Source organism: Vibrio tubiashii ATCC 19109, from assembly GCF_000772105.1.
Classification (GTDB): domain Bacteria; phylum Pseudomonadota; class Gammaproteobacteria; order Enterobacterales; family Vibrionaceae; genus Vibrio; species Vibrio tubiashii.
In genome coordinates, this window is sequence record NZ_CP009354.1 from 1,381,236 (window position 1) to 1,400,983 (window position 19,748).

Here is a 19,748-nt window from a genome sequence, read left to right on the forward strand (position 1 = left end):
AAAAAACAAATAGTCTCAGTGGCTTAGACATTAGTCGTAGAGTTAGCCTGCAAGTATAAAGAGGTTAGATAATAAGGTAAGAAGAGCTTAGCGAGTACGCTGACAACACGGTCAGATGAGCATACGCTTGAAGATGCAGACATCGCTGGCGCGGTTGACGCTATCCTTGCTGACGTATCTGAGAAGTTTGGTGCATCGCTACGCGATTAATTACCACTGACTAGATAGTAAAAACCTGCCTCTTTCTACACGAAATTGGCAGGTTTTTTATGGGTTGAAAACAGAGGTTAACTCTGATGTTGCTTGCGGCTAACCAAATGGTTAGAGGCTGCGGCTGCGAGTAGTGCGCCACCTATTACTAAAGTTTGATAGTAAGCCGGAACGAGCGTGAGCATACCGACGGTCAAAGTCATGATGATCAGCGCGCCAATAAACGAACGTAGCACTTTGCCTTCACCACCGCTAAATGCAGTGCCGCCAATCAGCACAACCAAAATTGCAGTTAGTTCCATACCATCGCCTGATAAAGGGTCACCTAAAGACATAAAACTTGCGCGAGCAATACCGGCTAATGAGGCAGTAGCGCCAACAATGGCATAGAGAGCAAACACCACCAATCCAGTTTTAATACCAGATAGTTTAGCTGCAGTCGGGTTACCTCCTGTTGCCGCGGCATACTTACCAAGTAGCGAACGGTTTTGCAGAATAATCAGCAGAGCAGTTACGCCAACGGCAACCCAAAATGCCATTGGCAAACCAAGTAAGACGGCATCACGGGCATAGTCGTTAAACCAACTTGGCATCTTCATATCACCCATAGATTTGATGGCAGAGACACCATCTTCCACTAACAGCAGGGCAATGCCCTTGTATAGGCTTAATGTAATGAGAGTGGCGATGACGGGGGTAATGTTAAATTTGACCACTAACAATCCGTTAAAAGCACCTAGCAGCACCCCGCACATAACGGTGATAGAAAAGGCAGCGATGAAGGGGACACCATTAATCGCGAGCATGGCGTAGATCACGGCGGTTAAGCCCATTGTGCTGCCAACCGACAAATCTATGTAGCCCGAGACCATGAGCAAGGTAAAGGCGCCGGCCAGAACCAGTATTGGCGCGGAAACTCGCAGAATGTTAATCACGTTCTTCTTGTACAAGAAATTGCCGCGTTCAAACAGCGCGTACTGATCGAGGTTAACGCTACTAAGGAAGACCACAATGGCAGCTAATACAAAATAGATATAGTAATTTCTAATAAATTCAGCAACCTGACCACCTAGGGCTGGTGGAGTGCTTAATACTTTTGTTGATTCAGACATTGCATTCACCATCACTATTTATTTCTAAGGGATAGAGCCCAGGTTTGAGCCGTTATTGCTAAAAAGACCGCGACGGCTTTCAAGATAAATTGCCAGTCAGGTGACAGGGTAAGGCCGGTAGCCGCGGAGGTGACCACTGCGAGAATGATCGCGCCGAAGAACATACCAATAACTGAGCCGAAGCCTCCGGCAATGGCAATGCCGCCAAGTAGAGCAATGACCAAAGCATCAAACTCCATCAGCAAACCACGGTTAGAGAAGCCAGACTTAAACTCAGAGGAAAGCAAAATGCCGACAACTCCTGCAACAAGCGCGCTAAATAGGTAGAGATAGGTAATATGCTTAGCGTTGTTAATACCGGAAAGCTTGGCCGCTTCTGGGTTTGCGCCAATCCAATAGGTAATGCGACCGAACACGGTTTTGCGTTCAATAAAGATTGCCGCAGCTAACAAAAGCAGCATAAACAGTACTGGGAACTGCATCGAGGTGCCAAACACCTTGAGATTTCCTAGATAACCAAATTCAGCGGGTAGATTGGTATTTCTTTGTGAGCCTTCAGTGATCACTTGGGCAATGCCCCTTGCGACCATCATGGTACCTAAGGTAACGATGATCGATGGGATTTTAAACTTAACCACGAACAGTGCGTTTAAACCCCCTATGGCTAAGGCTCCAACTAGGGCACCAATAATGGCTAGCCAGTATGGTAAACCTAATCCGGTAGAAAGTGCTGAACCGCCAACTGCAGCTTGGGCGAACCAAACTGATAAGACGCCCGATAAAGCGACGATACCGCCGACGGAAAGGTCGAAATTGCCCGAGATAAGTAAGAATGAAACTCCGATGCCCAGAGCAATCACCGACCAGTTATTGGTCACCAAGTTAAGCATGTTCTGCACTTGGAAAAAGTTTGGTACAAATACCGAAGCGACTAAAAATAGCCCGATAGCGACGCCGGCAACCAGCATCGTAATGTACATTTGGTCGCTGACTCGATTCTTAAGGTGTTGCGGAGAGGTCTCAGCACCCAGTGTAGTGTTAATCATACTGCCTCCTGCAGGCCACCTGTCGCGGCGTTCAAAATGAAATTGGTGTCAACGTCAGAGCCGTTAGTGATTTCTGAAACCAAAGAGCCGTCATAAAGAAGGAAGATGCGGTCACATACGCCGAGAATCTCTTCAAGTTCGGTAGAAAAGACGGCAACAGAGTTGCCTTGATTGGCGAGTTCTTTCACTAAGTCGTAGATCTCTTTCTTCGCGCCGACATCGACACCGCGAGTTGGCTCATCGAGTAACAGTAATTTGGCCTGCGAGAAAAGACATTTGGCAATGACCACTTTTTGCTGGTTACCACCAGAGAGTTTTTCCGTGTGTTTTTCTATTGAACTGGTGGCGATGGATAGTTTATCGACATAGTCGAGCGCGGCATTGAGTTCATCGCGTTGTCTAAATACGCCGAAATCTGACATTCTAGGTAAGTTCATGACTGGGATGTTTTCGCGAATGGTTAAGTTGGTAAACAGCCCTTGTGTGCGGCGCTCTTCAGGGACAAGAGCAATACCTGCCGCGATCGCCTCTCTAGGAGATTTCCCTACTTCTTGACCGTTAAGTTTAATAGAGCCAGAGACCTTGTCTGCGCCAAAAATAGCACGAGCGATTTCAGTTTTACCCGCACCAACCAGACCATAAAACCCGACAATCTCGCCTTTGTTAATGGTAAATGAAACGTTTTTCAGCCTATGATTGTTCAGTCTCTCAGCGGATAAAAACACTTCGTCGCTGATGGTGTCGCGTGGTGTGTAGTCATGAAGGATACTTCGTCCAATCATCATGTCGATCAGCTCTTCGCGTCCCTTCACCTCTGTCATTGGCTTGGTAGCGATATGTTGCCCATCGCGCATCACAGTGACTCTATCTCCCAGTGATAAAATCTCATCCAACTTATGGGAGATGTAGATCACCGTAACCTGCTGTTCTTGCAATCGGCGAATAACGGTAAATAGACGTTCAACTTCTCGCTCTGATAATGCAGCGGTGGGTTCGTCCATAATAATGACATTGGCGCCGGATGAGGCTGCGCGAGCAATTTCTATGATCTGTTTTTGCGCAACCCCTAGGGTTGAGACACGCGCATAAGGATCGATTGATGGCTCAATAGTCGCCAACGTATCAATAACGCGTTGCTCTAAATCAGATTTAATCAGAAATCCAAAGCGGCTTTGCTCCATACCCAGAGTTAAGTTTTCCAGCACGCTTAGTTCGTCAACAACGTGTAGCTCTTGAAACAGAGTCGCTATGCCAGCTTCACGGGCACTCTGTGTACCGTTTGGCGTGTATGACTTACCGTTGACCTTCATTGTGCCTTGGGTTGGTTGAATCGCACCTGTGATCATTTTTACCAAGGTGGATTTTCCCGCGCCATTTTCGCCGATTAAGCAATGGACTGTGCTGCGTTCAATTGAAAAGCTGACGTTGTTGACTGCTCTGACGCCAGGGTAGTCTTTAACGAGTCCTTCAATTGAGAGAACAGAAGTTGAATTGTGAGTATTCAAGATGATCTCTCCTTAATATGGTGGATCTTCAAAACTGTTCAGTCACTGCAGACGGTACAGATGAAGCCGCTCTTTCCTTGTTTTGATTCATTGAATATTGAGTAACTGGGCGATCAATCAGATCGCCCAGTAATAATGGTTAGTTGCCAAACTGAGCTTCTAGCCACTTCTCTGCATCCGGCTGAGGCATTGTCCAGTAAGAGATGGTGTAAGCTTTGTAGAAGAACTCTTGCGCCGTATCGTTACTTGAAGCCACTTTGTTATTGATAACGTCCATGACTAAGTCGATGCGTCCGCGAGCCGTTTCAATTGGCGGTAAGCCCATAGAGACCTTCAAGCTAGAATTTGGATCATAAATCTGTTCGAACTCCACTGAGTCGAAGTCCACACTCGCGACAATCTCTGTGACAGGTTTACCATCTTTAAACTTACCGCGTCCGAGCTGAGAAAGACCCGCCATCGTACCGACCGTCAAGTTAGAGGCTTCAGAGTAGATAAGGTTAACTTCAGGCTGCTGAGTGAGCAGGTCGACAATGATCTGTTTGGCTGCTTCTTGACCGCCACTTGCATCAAGTGCACCAAGGTTCTTCGCGCTTGGGTCAACTGAAAGCACCCCTTCAGCAAACGGGTTTGTGCGACCAGAACTCACTTCTGTATGGTTAGGCCAGCCTAACTGAACCATCACAATAGGTTTGCCAGGGTTGGCTTCTTTCCAAGCTTTTGCCATTTGAGCGCCCATTTCAAAAGAGACGGTTGCCTCATCGCTTCGCGCTGTTGGGATACCAGTATCGGTAATCGGGCTAAAGAAAGAGGTCATCGCGATCTTTTCATCTAGCGCTTCTTCTACGCCAGGGGTGGCAGCTTCGCCATCCCAAATATGCAGTGAAGCGCCGTCAAATGCACCCGCAGCCACTTGGTCAACATTCTGCGTCATCACCGCAGAGTCTGCTTTGCCATCAAAAATAACCACTTCTGCACCGTACTTCTCTTTCGCATAACGTTTCGCTTCTGTCGCTTGTGACTGGTGGAACACGTTGGAAAGGTCGGAAACGAAAAATGCAATACGTTCATTGGCCAGTGTTGTTGCTGAGAAACTAGACGCAACGAGAATACTCGTTGCAATAAGTCCTTTTTTTAGCATCTTGTTTAAAGTCGCTGACTTCATAATTTTCTCCATTTATATGTGGTATTCACTCGTCTTCGGAGCAACAACTGCTATTGGATTTACGTCCATCTCATTCTCGTCTTAAGCAGTACAACCCGTTGTTCTCAATGATGTGAATTATCTTTCAGACAGGTGAAATATATTTCACGTGTTAAAAGTTAGTGAACAAAATGTAACCGGTCAATAGCATAACGATACAATACGTATCAGTTTTGACTGTTATTGTGATCTGCTGCACTTAAATGGTCATAACGATACGATTGGTATCATTTTAACTTGCAAGGTGTGCTTTTTGTGATTACTTTTTACTCAAGTGAAATAAATTTCACGATTTGTTTACATTTTGTTGGGCGGGTAAATGAGTAGTAAAGAAGAGCGTCCCACAAGCGATGAAAGGTAAGTAGGAGAGCGTATATGGCGATGAGTGAGCGAGACGACATATTAAGGCAGACGGCAAAAATCCTCACACTACGTTATATGGAGAACTGCAGTCAGTCAGATATTGCTAAGCAACTTGGTTTATCGACAGCTAAGGTCAACCGTGTCATTAAGCAAGCTCATGATGATGGTTTAGTTGAAATCACTTTGAACCTTCCGCAAGAACGCACCTACACATTAGAACAACGTCTACTTGATATGTTCTCACTGAAAACTGCGGTTATTCAGCCGAGCCTTAGTCAAGATGAAGCAGTGGTTACCCAACAGGTCGCTCAATCTGCAGGTGAGCTACTGATAGAGACGCTTAAGCCAAACAGCGTTATTTGCATAAGTGGCGGTAAAACCATGTCGATGATTGTAGAGCAGATAAAACCGATGAGCTTTCCTAATGTAAAGGTGGTGCCTGCAACAGGCGGCGTGCAAGGGCATCACTTTACGGATGTGAATTATCTTGCTTCTCGCTTAGCAGAAAAACTGGGCGGCAGTAGTACTCAGCTCCACGCCCCGCTGTTTGTTGATACTGATGAGCAACGCGAAATGTTAATGGAGATGCGTAGCGTCAGAGAAGTGCTCGACATAGCGCGCAATGCAGATATTGCCTTGGTCGGGATTGGTTCTGTCGCCAGTGAAACAGATAGTTACTACGATTTGCGATCATTAAGTGGGCAGCAATTTGAGTCTCAAATCAGCCACCAGTGTCAGGGCGAGGTACTCGCGCATTTATATGACGAACACGGCGCAGAATGCGCAGAGCAGATCAATAGCAAGTTAGTGGGTTTGAACTTAACAGAACTTGGCAATATCGAGCACAGCTTCGGTGTTGCGGCAACTCAGTCGAAGGTGTCAGCAATGCTTGCCGCACTGAGAGGTGGGTTAATTAACGGAATAGTTTCGGACGAAGACACAATAGCCAGTGTTTTAGAACAAGCAAAATAGGGGAAAGTTATGCGAACAAGAGAGATTGGACAATCAGGCATTCATGCATCAGTGATCGGCTTAGGCACTTGGGCAATGGGCGGCTGGATGTGGGGTGGCACTGACGAAAAAGCGGCAATTGAAGCCATTCATGCGTCATTGGATTGTGGTGTTTCGCTGATTGATACTGCTCCTGCGTATGGCTTAGGTGTTTCCGAACAGTTGGTAGGCAAAGCTATAAAGGGCAAGCGCGAGCAAGTTGTATTGGCGACGAAATGCGGTTTGGTTTGGCACACAGATAAAGGTAATCATTTCTTCGACGAGAATGGTAAACCTGTCCATCGTTACTTAGGCGCAGATGCTATCCACTATGAAGTTGAGCAAAGTTTGAAACGTTTGCAGACCGACTACTTAGATCTGTACATCACTCACTGGCAAGACCCAACGACCCCAGTTGAAGAAACGATGGACGCGTTACTTGCGTTAAAAAAAGCCGGCAAGATCCGAGCAATAGGGATCAGCAATGCCAATCAAGCGGAATTGGCGGCGTATCAACAATGCGGCGTCGTGGATGCGGTGCAAGAGAAATACAATCTGATCGAACGACAGCTTGAGGAGAACCTACTGTCGAAAACGATCGCAACTCAAGTGTCTTGCCTTAGCTATTCTTCTTTGGCGATGGGGCTATTGAGTGGAAAAATCTCTCCAGAGCGCACATTTACCGGAGATGACCAACGTATCACAGATCCAATGTTTACTGTCGAAAACCGTCGATGGGTACAGCAGTTCTGCCAATCAATTGAACCCATTGCGCGTCAGAAGAATATCTCTGTGGCTCAGTTAGTGATTGCGGCGACATTGCAACAGCCAGGGATCACTTATGCACTATGTGGTGCTCGAAATGCAGCGCAGGCGATAGAGAACGCGGCGGCAGGACAAGTGATACTGACTCATGAAGAAGTCAAATTTATAGATGCTAAATCGCATGAGTTCTTTGGTGAGCTTGAACTGGCTTAGTACGGGTCGTTCGGGATCACCCAGATAGTTGGCAGGGAGCGCAATGAAAAATAATAAGACCGGATTTGACAGTTTAGAAACGACGAATGAGTTTGATGTCGTCGTGATTGGTGGCGGCATCAATGGGATTAGCGTGTTTAGGGAATTGGCATTGCAAGGTGTGAAAGTCTTGATGGTTGAGAAAGATGACTTTTGCTCCAAAGCCAGCGCTGCACCGTCGAGAATGATCCATGGGGGTTTACGTTACCTCGAAAATGGCGAGTTTGATTTAGTGAAAGAAGCGCTATTTGAACGCAATCGCCTTTTGGATAACGCTCCACATTTGGTTGCTCCGCTGGAAACAACGATACCAATTTACTCCACTTGGTCAGGAATGTTCGATGGATTGTTAAAGTTCTTAGGTTTGAAAGATCGCCCATCACAGCGGGGCTCAGTGGTGATTAAGCTTGGCTTGACGCTATATGATTGGTTTACCAAGCGCGATCAGCTTATGCCTGCTCATAAAATGCATTCTGCCAAATCAACGCGTCAGCGCTGGCCTTTAATGGGTAATCAAGTACGCAGTAGTGCGACCTATTTCGATGCTTGGATTAGCTCTCCAGAACGCTTGGCCATTGAGCTTATTCAAGAGGGCATTGAAGCGGGTGGAATCGCGCTCAACTATAGCAAAGTGACCCAGTTTAACGACGGTGAATTACGTCTTAACCAGAGACAGTCAGGTAATTCGGTCAATGTTAGTACTCAGCACATTGTCAATGCGACCGGTGCTTGGGTGGATTTCACCAATGGCTTGCTACAAGCACCTAGCCAATACATGCAGGGCACTAAGGGGTCACACATCATTGTCGACAACCAGCAGCTCGTCGATCAGCTAGATGGCAACATGCTGTTTTATGAGAACAGCGAAGGGCGAGTGTGCATTTTATTTCCATATTTTGGCAAGGTGCTCATCGGTTCAACGGACATTCCCGTCAGTGACCCCGAGTCCGTAAAGTGCACCGAGGAAGAGATTGACTACATACTACTTTCACTGAAAGGTGTGCTGCCGGAGTTAGAAATTAGCCGTTCGCAAATTGTTTATCAGTTTTGTGGCGTGCGTCCTTTGCCATCGGTCAACACTTCGACAACGGGGCAAATTCCTAGAAGTCATGCAATAAAACGAGACAGCATTGGTAAGACAAAAGTGTACTCGTTGATCGGGGGCAAATGGACAACCTTTAGGGCCTTTGGTGAAGAGGTGGCCGATGAGTTGTTGGCATCGCTCAACATCGAAAGAAGATGCAGTACCAAGCAAAAAGCGATTGGTGGCGGCGCTAATTATCCGGCCAACGAAAGCGAACAAGAGCTCTACCTGTACCGACTTAGAGAGAGCTACCCGTACCGCTCAATGCATCAACTTAGTGTCTGGTTGAAGCGTTATGGCACCAAGTGTGAAGAGCTATTACGTCGTTTGGACAGTCATTGTGATCAGCCCTTGCGCTCATTGCCAGACTACACCGTAGGCGAAATCAATTACATCTTACAAACCGAATTTGTCGCCACCACCTTAGATGTCATCTTACGTCGCACCTCGATTGCGATTGAAGGCAAGCTAAATAGCCAAGTATTTGATGAGCTTTCAGAACTGGTGGCAACTCATTTCAATTGGAGTGAGACAGAAAAAGTCGCCGATCGTGAAAACGCCCAAGAGGTGCTGTTTAATCTACACGGAGTCGTGCTGGATCAACCTCTAAGCCACAGTGAAGCGGTTACGCGAACAAAGATTATTGAAAACGAACAACTCGTAAATGGAGAAGAGTATGTATTTAACCAATAAAGTGAGGATGAATCGCTTATTCAGCAATGGACGATGCCTCGATGTAGCGATAGATCATGGCGTGTGCAATGAGCCATCGTTTCTCGACGGATTAGAAGATATGTCTTCAGTGGTCGGTCAGCTCGTTAAAGCGAAGCCAGATGCCATTCAGATGAACGCAGGCCAAGCCGACTTACTGCAAACCGTCGATGGTAAAGACAAACCTGCATTGGTTATGCGTATTGATTTGGGTAACCCTTATAACGCTGAGCGTCATCGTCATATGTGGGCTTTGCTACAAAATGCTGAGCAGCCCTTGATTCAAGCTTTGCAAATGGACGCGGCGTGTGTGGTGGTTAACTTGTTTATGCTGCCCGACGAACCAGAGCTGTTTAAGCAATGCGTAGACAATATCAGCAAAGTAAAAGCAGAGTGTGAAAAGTATGGTATGCCATTGATGATAGAGCCTTTGGTCATGCAGCCAAATACACACGGTCAAGCTTACATGGTTGACGGTGACTGCGAAAAAATTGTCACGCTAGTGCGTATGGCCCGTGAGCTTGGCGCAGATATTATCAAAGCTGACCCAACTACACATGCTGATGACTTCCATAAAGTTGTCGAAGCGGCGCGTTGTCCAGTACTTGTACGCGGTGGCGGCAGGGAAGATATTGAATCAGTGTTTGCGAAAGCGAGAGCACTACTCGATCAAGGAGCCTTGGGCATGGTGTATGGCCGCAATATTTATCAGCACCCGAACCCAAGCCGAGTGGTAGATGCGTTGATGGCGATGATTCACAATGATGCCTCTACTGAGCAGGCGATGAATATCTACGTTGGCGATAAGTAAAGAAGTATAGGAGGGAATATGAGCTCATACGCGCTAGGAATCGATTGTGGAAATACGGCGGTAAAAGCTGCGCTTTTTGATCAAAATGGCACAGAGGTAGCCGCAGTAGCAAACAATTATCCCACTCATATTCCCCATCCCGATCACACAGAAGCGGATTTAGCTGAGTGCTGGCAACTGTGCGCCGATGCAATACGTCGAGTCATTGCTGGGGCGGGTATAGAAGCTAGTCAAATTGCCGCTTTAGGTTGCAGTGGGCATGGTAACGGGGTTTATTTGCTTGATGAAAAACGTCAACCTCTGTTGGCAATCAAGTCACTTGATAATAGAGCAGAGCATGAGGTGAGCCAATTACAAGCGTCGGCCGATTATCAGGCGTTAGTGAGAAGAAACAGGCAAGGTGTTTGGTCTTCCCAAACTGCTGTTCTACTTCATTGGCTTAAATGCCACCAAGCCGACGCTTATCAGAACATTGGTCAGGTGCTGTTTTGTAAAGACTATCTTAACTTTCAATTAACAGGAGAATGCGCTACCGAATGGGGCGATCTTACGGCATCTGGTTTGTTTGATTTTGAAAGTGATACGGTTAGCGAAGAGCTACTAACATTCTACGGCATTACGGACATCAAAACTAAGTTGCCGCCTATCTATAACAGCCAAGATGTGATTGGCGCAGTAACGGCTCAAGCGGCTGAGGTAACCGGATTAGCGATCGGCACGCCAGTGATTGCAGGTATGTTTGATGTGGTGGCTTGTGCGTATGGCTCTGAAGCGGATAGTACGGGAAGTACGTCAGTTGTCGCAGGAACTTGGAACATCAATCAGGTGGTAACGGATTCACTTCCGCCACAAGAGGTTTTTATGGCGTGTAAGATGAATGAGCGACAATACCTTGCGATTGAATCGAGCACCTGTTCCGCGTCTAACCTTGAGTGGCTCGTGCAACGGTTTTTTACTAAGAAACAGCAACAAGCACAAGAGGCTGGTGGTTCGATCTTTGAAGAGTTTAATCAGCAGCTTAACCTGCTAGAAATCAACGCTGAATATCCCATGTTTTTGCCTTATCTTTATGGCACAACAGATAAACAGCCGCCGATGGCTAGTCTGTTGGGATTGAAAGGTTGGCATCAGGATATTCATGTTGTTTACGCCTTTTACGAGGGAATCGTTTTTGCTCATCTTGAACATATTTCTCGTTTGCGCCAAGCCGGTTACCCAATAGATTCTATTGCTATTAGTGGTGGGGCATCGAGAAGTGACTATTGGTGCCAGCTATTTGCTGATGTACTCAATGTTGAAGTCGATGCCAGTACATCTGATGAAGTCGGCGCTAGAGGTGTCGCTATGATGGCTCTTAGCAGCGTGTGCGGTGACGTAAAGCTAAGTAATACTGTTGAGTCACTAACAAGTCGTCACTTTGCTCCAAAGCCAGAACGAGTGGACTTTTTTGCCGCGCGTTTTGAAAAATACAAATTATTAAAAGGCGCGATTGGTGCGGCTTAGTAGGTCGTTAATGGTTTTCTAGCTAATAAAGGATTCTAGTTAGCAGCGCCTAATCCGAGAGTAATTAACCACGAACGAACACATAGCGTGTCATGTGGAGGGCTTAACTCGCCCAAAATAAATAATTTTAAATAATGATACTAAATGTATCGGTATTGATATTGAGGTGAAATATGAGTCAAGCAATTGTTTTACCAAAGCTTTTGCAAATTGGTCAAGGGGCGCTCAACACGGTCGGTGAGATAGCGATTCAGTTAGGTTGTCGACGAGTGATGATAGTGTCTGACCCTGTTATGCAATCGTTAGGGAAAGTTGAGCGCTTACAGAAAATTATCCATGACGCAGGTGTAGAAACGGAAACATTCACAGACACCATTCCTGAGCCGACTGAGGCTTCGATTCTTCCCGCCGTAACTCAAGCTATTGATGGACATTACGATGGAGTAGTGGCACTTGGTGGGGGCAGCGTTATCGACAGTGCTAAGGCAATCGCATTGCTTGCTAAGTCACAGGGACGTATCCGTGACTACAGTGTACCTAATGTAGTGACTATGCCGATCATGCCATTGATCGCGATCCCCACAACTGCTGGAACAGGCTCAGAAGTGACCAAAGTCACCATCATTACCGATGAGTCAAATGACGAAAAGCTGCTTTGTATGGGGCCAGGATTAATTCCTGCTGCTGCAGTGATTGATTTTGAACTTACCATGACTGCCCCTGCGCGAATCACGGCCGATACCGGAATCGATGCTTTGACTCATGCCATAGAAGCCTATGTGAGTGGCAAAGCGGGGTTGTTTACTGATCAACAGGCGCTCAACGCAATGAAACTGATCGCGCCAAACCTACGAGAGGCGGTAAACAATCCGGCTAACCAACAAGCCAAAGAGCAAATGATGCTTGGCGCGACGCTCGCCGGTATCGCATTTTCAAATGCCTCGGTCGCACTCGTGCACGGGATGAGCCGACCTATTGGTGCGCATTTTCACGTCCCACATGGGATGAGTAACGCTATGTTGCTACCAACCGTAACGGAATACTCCATTCCAGCAGCAAAAGTGCGTTATGCCGAGTGTGCAAGAGCGATGGAGCTAGCCGATACAGCAATCAGTGATGACCAAGCGGTTGAACGTCTGCTCAAAGAGCTTAAACAGCTCAATGTTGATCTAGGTGTCCCATCAATGGCGGAGTTTGGTATTGACCACCAAACGTATTTGAACTGCCTTGAGACGATGGCGGAACAAGCATTGGCATCCGGCTCCCCGAATAACAACCCAAGAGTGCCAGACAAAACCGCCATGATTGCCTTGTACAAAGCGGCATGGTGATCAGATAGACCCCAGTTTATAACCAACGGATTTAGCCCAACAGATTCAAACAAGGAAGAAAAAATGATCAGCAATTTTATCAACAATCAATATGTTAGAAGCCAGTCAGAAAGAAGTCAGCCAGTTTTTGACCCAGCAACCGGTAAAGCGAACAATCAAGTGCTGCTTTCTAGTCGTAGTGAAGTCGAGGACGCGATAGGTGTCGCTCAAGAGGCTTTCTCGGGTTGGTCTGCTACAACGCCGCTTAACCGATCGCGAGTTTTGTTTAAGTTTAAAGCGCTGCTTGAAGAGAATCGCAATGAACTGGCAGAAATTATCAGTCGTGAACATGGCAAGGTGTTCAGTGATGCCCTAGGGGAAATTACCCGTGGTTTAGAAGTCGTCGAGTTTGCTTGTGGTATTCCACATTTGCAAAAAGGTGAGCACAGCTTAAATGTGGGCACTGGCGTAGACTCACATTCGCAAATGATGCCACTGGGTGTGGTGGCTGGGATCTCACCGTTTAACTTTCCGGTGATGGTGCCTATGTGGATGTTCCCAATCGCGCTTGCAACAGGGAACACATTCATCTTGAAACCTTCCGAGAAAAATCCATCAGCGCCGCTGTTTGTCGCTGAGCTTCTTAAACAAGCAGGATTGCCTGATGGTGTATTCAATGTGATCCAAGGTGACAAAGAGGCGGTGGATACGCTGCTTCAAGATGAAAGAATTCAAGCGGTCAGCTTTGTTGGCTCAACTCCGATTGCTGAGTATATCTATTCGGAAGGCGCTAAATACGGTAAACGAGTTCAGGCTCTGGGCGGCGCCAAAAACCATATGGTTGTCATGCCTGATGCAGATGTCGATGGAGCTGTGAATGCACTGATGGGTGCCGCATACGGTGCAGCGGGTGAGCGTTGTATGGCAATTTCAGTTGCGGTTGCCGTCGGTGATGAGGTCGGTGATGCGCTTATCGGGCGTTTGCAAGATAAGCTTGCCACGTTAAAGGTTGGCGCTGGGTATGAGCAGACGATTGAAAATGACATGGGCCCACTGATCACCAATGAACATAAACACAAGGTCTGCGGTTATATAGAACAAGGGGTAAGTGAAGGCGCAACTTTGGTTGTTGATGGTCGCGAGCATGAACTGGCGAAAACCAGCGAAGGCTTCTTTGTTGGCGGTTCTCTGTTTGACCATGTGTCGCCAGAGATGACCATTTATAAAGAAGAGATTTTTGGCCCTGTACTTTGTGTGTTGCGAGTTGATAGCTACGAGCAAGCACTGAAATTAATTAATGACCACGAATATGGTAATGGCACCGCGATATTTACCGCAGACGGTGACACCGCAAGAGACTTTACTGCAAATGTTCAAGTGGGCATGGTTGGCGTCAATGTGCCTATCCCAGTGCCAATGGCGTTCCATAGTTTCGGTGGTTGGAAACGTTCGCTATTTGGCCCACTGCATATGCATGGGCCGGATGGAGTCCGTTTCTTTACGCGAATGAAGGCAATCACCACTCGCTGGCCGACTTCCAGTGTTAAATCGAACGCGACACCGACTTCACACGCGCAAGCAGAGTTTGTTATGCCGACGATGAAATGATCCAGTTACGTGGGGAGGTGCGTAGTCGGTTCGCGTCAAGTTGATGTAGTAGGGTAAGTCGATCTGTCCTCTTCATGTTTTTAGGTGCTCACTTTTTCCAAAAAGTGAGCTTTGTTTAATGACCATAAAAACAAGGAGAAGGCGATGAAAGCCACAAGCTTCATGAAGTCTGTTAAGACTTGGCGTCGCCCTGTTGTAAGCAGTGTCTTAGCGGGGTTGGTATCCACCTCGTTTACATATTCAGCGAATGCTACCCAAGGGCCTGGTCTGGGAAACCTGACTTATAGCTCTTCAGAAGCATTCACTCATGTCTCCAGTCCGCTGGTGGATGACTCAACGAATTTTTTACCACCAGACTATCCGGGCAGGAAGCATTATGGCGTAAACGTCATGACCATGCTGAATGGCTATATGGTGGGTGTGTTTGCCCCCGATAGTGGTGGTGGACCGGGTGGTTGGATTGCCTTAGATGTATCCAATCCAAAAGCCATGCAACTGATCAAAACTGTCTATGAGCCAGATCTGGCTAATCTCAACCGCACAGGTAATGGGCTTCGCACCGCTGAGTTTCGAGAGCCACATTCATTTGGTCTTGGTGAAAACAACACCATTGCTATCCAGACAGGTAAGGGGATAGAAATATGGGATTGGTCAGATGTAAACAATCCTATTCGATTATCAAAACTCGCTATTTCAGGCGTAAATTACGGTGACTATAACAACGTTTCTTGGCAACTTTTCTGGCAGGCACCCTATCTTTATGTCGCACGCGGCAATGCCGGGATAAGCATTGTCGACACCAGCGATATGAGTAATCCGACCTTGGTCAAAACCGTGCCTAACTCGGAGTTAGGCGGTTTTAATGTCGGGCCCATTTTTGCGCTTGGCAACCGTATGTTTATCTCCAGTATGGAGGGAACAGCGGGTTTCTCGATCCTTAATATTGATGATCCGGTGAACCCAAGTTTGGTGAAAACGGTCAATCGTCTACCAGAGAAGTATTACGCCTCTTGTTGGGATGGTAAGTACGCCTATTTTGGGGCGAGAAGTACCAGTGACTCACTACGCGTTTATGATACAACCACTAACCCAATGCAACTGGTCAATGAAACACTGACTGGGTTTGAAAATCTTTACTGTAACGTTCAAGACAACAAGCTTTTCCTTGGTAACCAAGATGATATAGCGGTGCTCGATGTTAGTGATATCAATAACATTCGGGAGTTAGGCCGCAGCTCGCTCAATGCGACCAGTAGTAACACCGACCATGGACAAGTGTTTCCCTTTGGTAACCTCGTCTGGGTAGGTAACGATCACGGTTCAGGGAACGGTTTAATTGCTCATCAGAGCTCGCCTGACGTTGTGCCTCCGTATATTTCGGCAGCAAACCCAGCGATAGACTCAACGTTACAGCCTTTAACCACACGAGTTGGGCTAGCGTTGTCTGACAGCATCCTTATGGACTCAGTCAACAGCAATACGTTTACTGTGACTAAACTGGGCAGTGCGACTCCAATCCAAGGTGAATACAGTACCAATTTAGGCTTTATTCACTTCACTCCAACACAGTCACTTGATGCAGACAGTATTTACCAAGTGGTCCTTGATGGTATCACGGACTTTGCTGGGAACGTCATGGGGAGAACGGAGTATCGTTTTGCGACAGGGTCACAAGTGGGTCACGATATTTCCGTCTCGGCCAATGACAAAATCACGCTAGGAAGTGGCACTAATGTCAGCGCGACGGCTTCACCTTTGTTAGGTGGCAGTATCGAATACTCGTGGAGTTTTGGTGATGGAAGCAACCCTACACCGTTTTCGAGCAGCGGTAGTGCGAGTCATGTGTATGGTAACCCAAACCATTGGTCAGCGGTGGTAACGGTACGCGAAACGACCTCTGACGGCGTTTTTGAAAGCAGTAAATCGGTTCCTGTGACAGTTTATCGCCAACCAACTTCCATTGCCCCAACGGCTTCATCAACCATCATTGAGGCAAATGGTCAAATCATTGTAGTCAATGAAGACAATGACACAGTCAGCGCGATTAGTAACGTCGCTCCGTTCGCGAAGCAGTGGGAATCTTCCGTCGGCGATCAACCTCGTACGTTAGCGAAAGCTCCAAATGGTCATTTGTGGGTTGTAAATCAGGCAGACGCTAGTCTCTCGGTGTTAAATGCACAAGGTCAGTTACAAGAGACAGTACCGCTGCCACGAGGTAGTCAGCCCTTCGGTATTGCGTTTACTCCCGATGGCAGCAGTGTTTTTGTATCCCTTCAAGCCAGTGGGCAGTTAATAAAGATCGACCCAGTGAGTAAGTCTGTTCTTGGGACGGTTGATGTTGGACACAGCGCAAGAGGTATTGCGATTGACAGTGCGTCGTCACAGGTGTTGGTGACTCGCTTTATTTCACCGCAGGCGTATGCGGAGGTTGTCGCGGTAGATGTTGGCAGTATGACCATAGATCAGGGCTACCAGATTGCCAAAGATACCGCGACCATAGATGGCCCTGACCGAAGCCGAGGCGTGGCTAACTACCTTGACTCAGTCGCTATTTCTCCGGATGGTTATACGGCATGGTTACCGTCTAATAAGGCCAATGTGGATCGTGGACCTTATCTAGAAGGTGATGCGACTAAGAAGCTGACTTTTGAAACTACGGTTCGCGCGGTAGTCAATCGACTCGACCTCAATGCGCGTAGTGTTATGCCTAGCGCGCTCGATATTGACGATCGTGCACAACCTAAATCGGCGATTTTCAGTGACATTGGTGACTTAGTCTTCATTGCTATTGAAGGTCAAAACAGCATCGAAATTCGCAGCGCTTATAATCTCAATCGAGCAGGAGAAATCTTTGACACAGGCTTGGCACCACGAGGTTTGGTCTTGTCTGGAACAAAGCTATTTGTTCATAACTTTATGTCGAGAACCATCTCGGTTCACGATGTAAGTAGTTTCTTAACTAGCCGCGGATCGATCAGCGATCTTGCCCAAGTTTCCGTTGTTGCTAGTGAGTCGCTTCATCCTAGAGTGCTAAAAGGGAAGCAGATCTTCTACAACGCTGCAGATGCTCGTATGACGCAAGATGGCTACATTTCTTGTGCAAGTTGTCACGCGGATGGTGACAGTGACCATAGAGTATGGGATTTCACAGATCGCGGTGAAGGGCTTCGTAATACTATTTCGTTGCTAGGAAAAACCGGAACAGGTAATGGACGTGTCCATTGGACGGCGAACTTTGATGAAATCCAAGACTTTGAGAACGACATCCGTTATGGCTTCGGTGGTCGAGGCTTCATGATTGATGCGCTATTCGCATTAACTGAAAATCCACTAGGAGCGTCAAAGTCGGGCAAAAGTGAAGATTTGGATAACCTCGCTTTTTACGTCAGTAGCTTGAACAAGTTTCCTCGTAGCCCTCATCGTAACGCTAACGGGTCTTTAACCAGCGAGGCTCAAACGGGTCAAGCTCTGTTCGAGTCTAAGGGCTGTAACACTTGTCACTCTGGTGTCTATTATACCGATATGCAAAAACATGATGTCGGAACTATTCAGGCTTCTTCTGGACAAGGTATTAGCGCGCCACTAGCAGGTGTTGGGTTTGATACGCCAAGCTTAATTGGGCTTTGGGGGAGTGCACCATACTTCCATAACGGTCAAGCGGCTACGTTAGACGATGCCCTGCTGATTGGCACGCAACATACGGTTTCGGATAACTCAGAACGTGCTGCATTGGTCGCCTATCTCAAGCAATTAGAGTATGAGGGCCCACCGATTGTTGTCCCTGAGCCTCCGCAGGCAACCGCCTATGTCTACCTCAGCGACTTGACGGAAACCTCTTCATCAAATGGGTGGGGTCCAATCGAAAAAGACACCAGTGTTGGTGAGAACTCCGCAGGCGATGGGCAAACCATCTCAATTGGCGGCAGCGAGTTTACCAAAGGACTTGGTGTTCATGCTTACTCTGAAGTCATATACAGTTTGACCGGCGCGAATTACGACCAATTTACTGCCTTCATTGGGGTCGATGATGAAACGGGCAGCTCGGGTTCGGTTGTATTCGAAGTATGGCTCGATGGCGTGATGGCTTACCAAAGTAGCATTTTACGTGGAAGTGATGTGGCTGAGTATGTTGTGGTCAATATAGGTAATGGCGCTCAAGAGTTGAAGTTGATTGTCTCTGATGCTGGTGACGGTGTTGGTAATGATCATGGCTCATGGGGTGATGCCAAGTTGCGTATACCTAGCGAAGGGGGCAGCAGTGCCGTTCCCGGTCTGTTCTATGGCACTTTGTCGGGTAACATCAATGAAACTGACGCTAACCCTAAAACATCGATCACTACCAGTCTCAGTGAGACAGAAGATGCTATCGCAGGCAACACGACGGAGGTGTATACGGGTTACATCTATGATGCTGACGGTCAAATCTCATTTAGCGAAAACAATGATGATAAGACCCGATTGTGGATTAATGGACAATTAGTCTTAAGCAGTGATTTATGGAGTGATAGGGTTTCTACCGCTAACTTAAATCTGTCGCCAGGCTGGCATCAGTTTGAGCTGAGACTAAGTAATGGCAGTGGTGGAAGTGGTCCACATACTGGATTTGCGTTCGCCTTTGACCCGGAAGGTGGCACTAATTGGATACATCCTTCAGACAATGGAACCGGCAATCTGTTTGTGACAGAAAACCCCGGCAGTGCACCCAATGTTCCAGATACTGTCTTCCTTAGTGATATCCAAGAAGACGCTTCAACCAATGGCTGGGGGCCAATAGAGAAGAACATGAGTAATGGTGAGCGTAATGCCCAAGATGGCACAGCTATTTCTATTGGTGGTCAAGCTTTTGCTAAAGGGCTAGGGGTACACGCAAACTCTACCATTACCTATTCATTTACAGCGGGGCAATACAGCCGATTTACCGCGAGTGTTGGTGTTGATGATGAAGTAGGAAATTCGGGTTCGGTCGTATTTCAGGTTGAGCTTGATGATGTTCTTTATTTCCAAAGCGCGACTTTAACAGGTTCGGATGGCGCTGAGCCGGTCTCAATAGACATTCCGAGTGACAAAACCTCCATTACCCTTAACGTAAACGATGGTGGTGATGGCAACGGATATGATCATGCGAGCTGGGGGAACGCACAATTGCATCAGTAAACTTTCTGAGTAAACGATTAAAGGGCTTACATGAGTAAGCCCTTGTTTTTTAGACTGCCAAACCGCTTCCAATATTGCGCTCTAAAGACAAAAGCAATAGGCTATTAGGTAGTTAACGGC

12 protein-coding genes and 1 pseudogene are annotated in these 19,748 nt (G+C 47.1%); 9 read left to right on the forward strand and 4 right to left on the reverse strand.

Features of this window, described 5'->3' with window-relative positions; translation table 11 throughout:
• Positions 1–75: 75 nt before the first annotated feature.
• Positions 76–210 (forward strand): annotated as a pseudogene (locus IX91_RS25755) (phenylalanine--tRNA ligase subunit beta-related protein); the annotation flags it as partial.
• A gap of 77 nt (positions 211–287) precedes the next feature.
• On the opposite strand, the gene IX91_RS06255 reads toward IX91_RS25755, so the two are convergent.
• The 4 genes from IX91_RS06255 to IX91_RS06270 form a co-directional block, all read right to left on the reverse strand.
• Complete coding sequence (locus IX91_RS06255; protein ID WP_004743404.1) at positions 288–1,322, reverse strand: ABC transporter permease; 1,035 nt, start codon at positions 1,320–1,322, stop codon at positions 288–290.
• 14 nt (positions 1,323–1,336) lie between these two features.
• Positions 1,337–2,368, reverse strand: coding sequence for an ABC transporter permease (locus IX91_RS06260; protein ID WP_004743405.1), 1,032 nt, complete (start codon positions 2,366–2,368; stop codon positions 1,337–1,339).
• Positions 2,365–3,873 (reverse strand): sugar ABC transporter ATP-binding protein, encoded by a 1,509-nt coding sequence (locus tag IX91_RS06265; protein ID WP_004743406.1) that lies wholly within the window; start codon positions 3,871–3,873, stop codon positions 2,365–2,367. The genes IX91_RS06260 and IX91_RS06265 overlap by 4 nt, the downstream gene beginning before the upstream one ends.
• 139 nt (positions 3,874–4,012) lie before the next feature.
• Complete coding sequence (locus tag IX91_RS06270; protein ID WP_004743407.1) at positions 4,013–5,038, reverse strand: substrate-binding domain-containing protein; 1,026 nt, start codon at positions 5,036–5,038, stop codon at positions 4,013–4,015.
• A gap of 414 nt (positions 5,039–5,452) precedes the next feature.
• Between IX91_RS06270 and IX91_RS06275 the strand changes: the two genes are divergently transcribed.
• From IX91_RS06275 to IX91_RS06310, 8 genes are all read left to right on the forward strand, one after another.
• The gene (locus IX91_RS06275; protein ID WP_004749167.1) at positions 5,453–6,412 is read left to right on the forward strand and encodes a sugar-binding transcriptional regulator; all 960 of its coding nucleotides are present in this window, start codon (positions 5,453–5,455) and stop codon (positions 6,410–6,412) included.
• Positions 6,413–6,421: 9 nt separating this feature from the next.
• A complete protein-coding gene (locus IX91_RS06280) occupies positions 6,422–7,408 on the forward strand; it encodes an aldo/keto reductase (RefSeq protein ID WP_004743410.1) in 987 nt (328 codons plus the stop codon).
• A 43-nt stretch (positions 7,409–7,451) separates the two neighbouring features.
• Positions 7,452–9,224 (forward strand): glycerol-3-phosphate dehydrogenase/oxidase, encoded by a 1,773-nt coding sequence (locus IX91_RS06285; protein ID WP_004743411.1) that lies wholly within the window; start codon positions 7,452–7,454, stop codon positions 9,222–9,224.
• The gene (locus IX91_RS06290) at positions 9,208–10,053 is read left to right on the forward strand and encodes a class I fructose-bisphosphate aldolase (RefSeq protein WP_004743412.1); all 846 of its coding nucleotides are present in this window, start codon (positions 9,208–9,210) and stop codon (positions 10,051–10,053) included. Before IX91_RS06285 ends, IX91_RS06290 begins: the two co-directional genes overlap by 17 nt.
• A gap of 18 nt (positions 10,054–10,071) precedes the next feature.
• Positions 10,072–11,556 (forward strand): FGGY-family carbohydrate kinase, encoded by a 1,485-nt coding sequence (locus IX91_RS06295; protein WP_004743414.1) that lies wholly within the window; start codon positions 10,072–10,074, stop codon positions 11,554–11,556.
• Positions 11,557–11,729: 173 nt separating this feature from the next.
• Positions 11,730–12,887, forward strand: a complete 1,158-nt coding sequence (locus IX91_RS06300; protein ID WP_004743415.1) for an iron-containing alcohol dehydrogenase — start codon at positions 11,730–11,732, stop codon at positions 12,885–12,887.
• Positions 12,888–12,950: 63 nt separating this feature from the next.
• Positions 12,951–14,474 (forward strand): CoA-acylating methylmalonate-semialdehyde dehydrogenase, encoded by a 1,524-nt coding sequence (locus IX91_RS06305; protein WP_004743417.1) that lies wholly within the window; start codon positions 12,951–12,953, stop codon positions 14,472–14,474.
• Positions 14,475–14,618: 144 nt separating this feature from the next.
• Positions 14,619–19,628: an NPCBM/NEW2 domain-containing protein gene (locus IX91_RS06310; protein ID WP_004743418.1), complete on the forward strand. Its 5,010-nt coding sequence runs from the start codon at positions 14,619–14,621 to the stop codon at positions 19,626–19,628.
• The last annotated feature ends 120 nt before the right edge of the window (positions 19,629–19,748 follow it).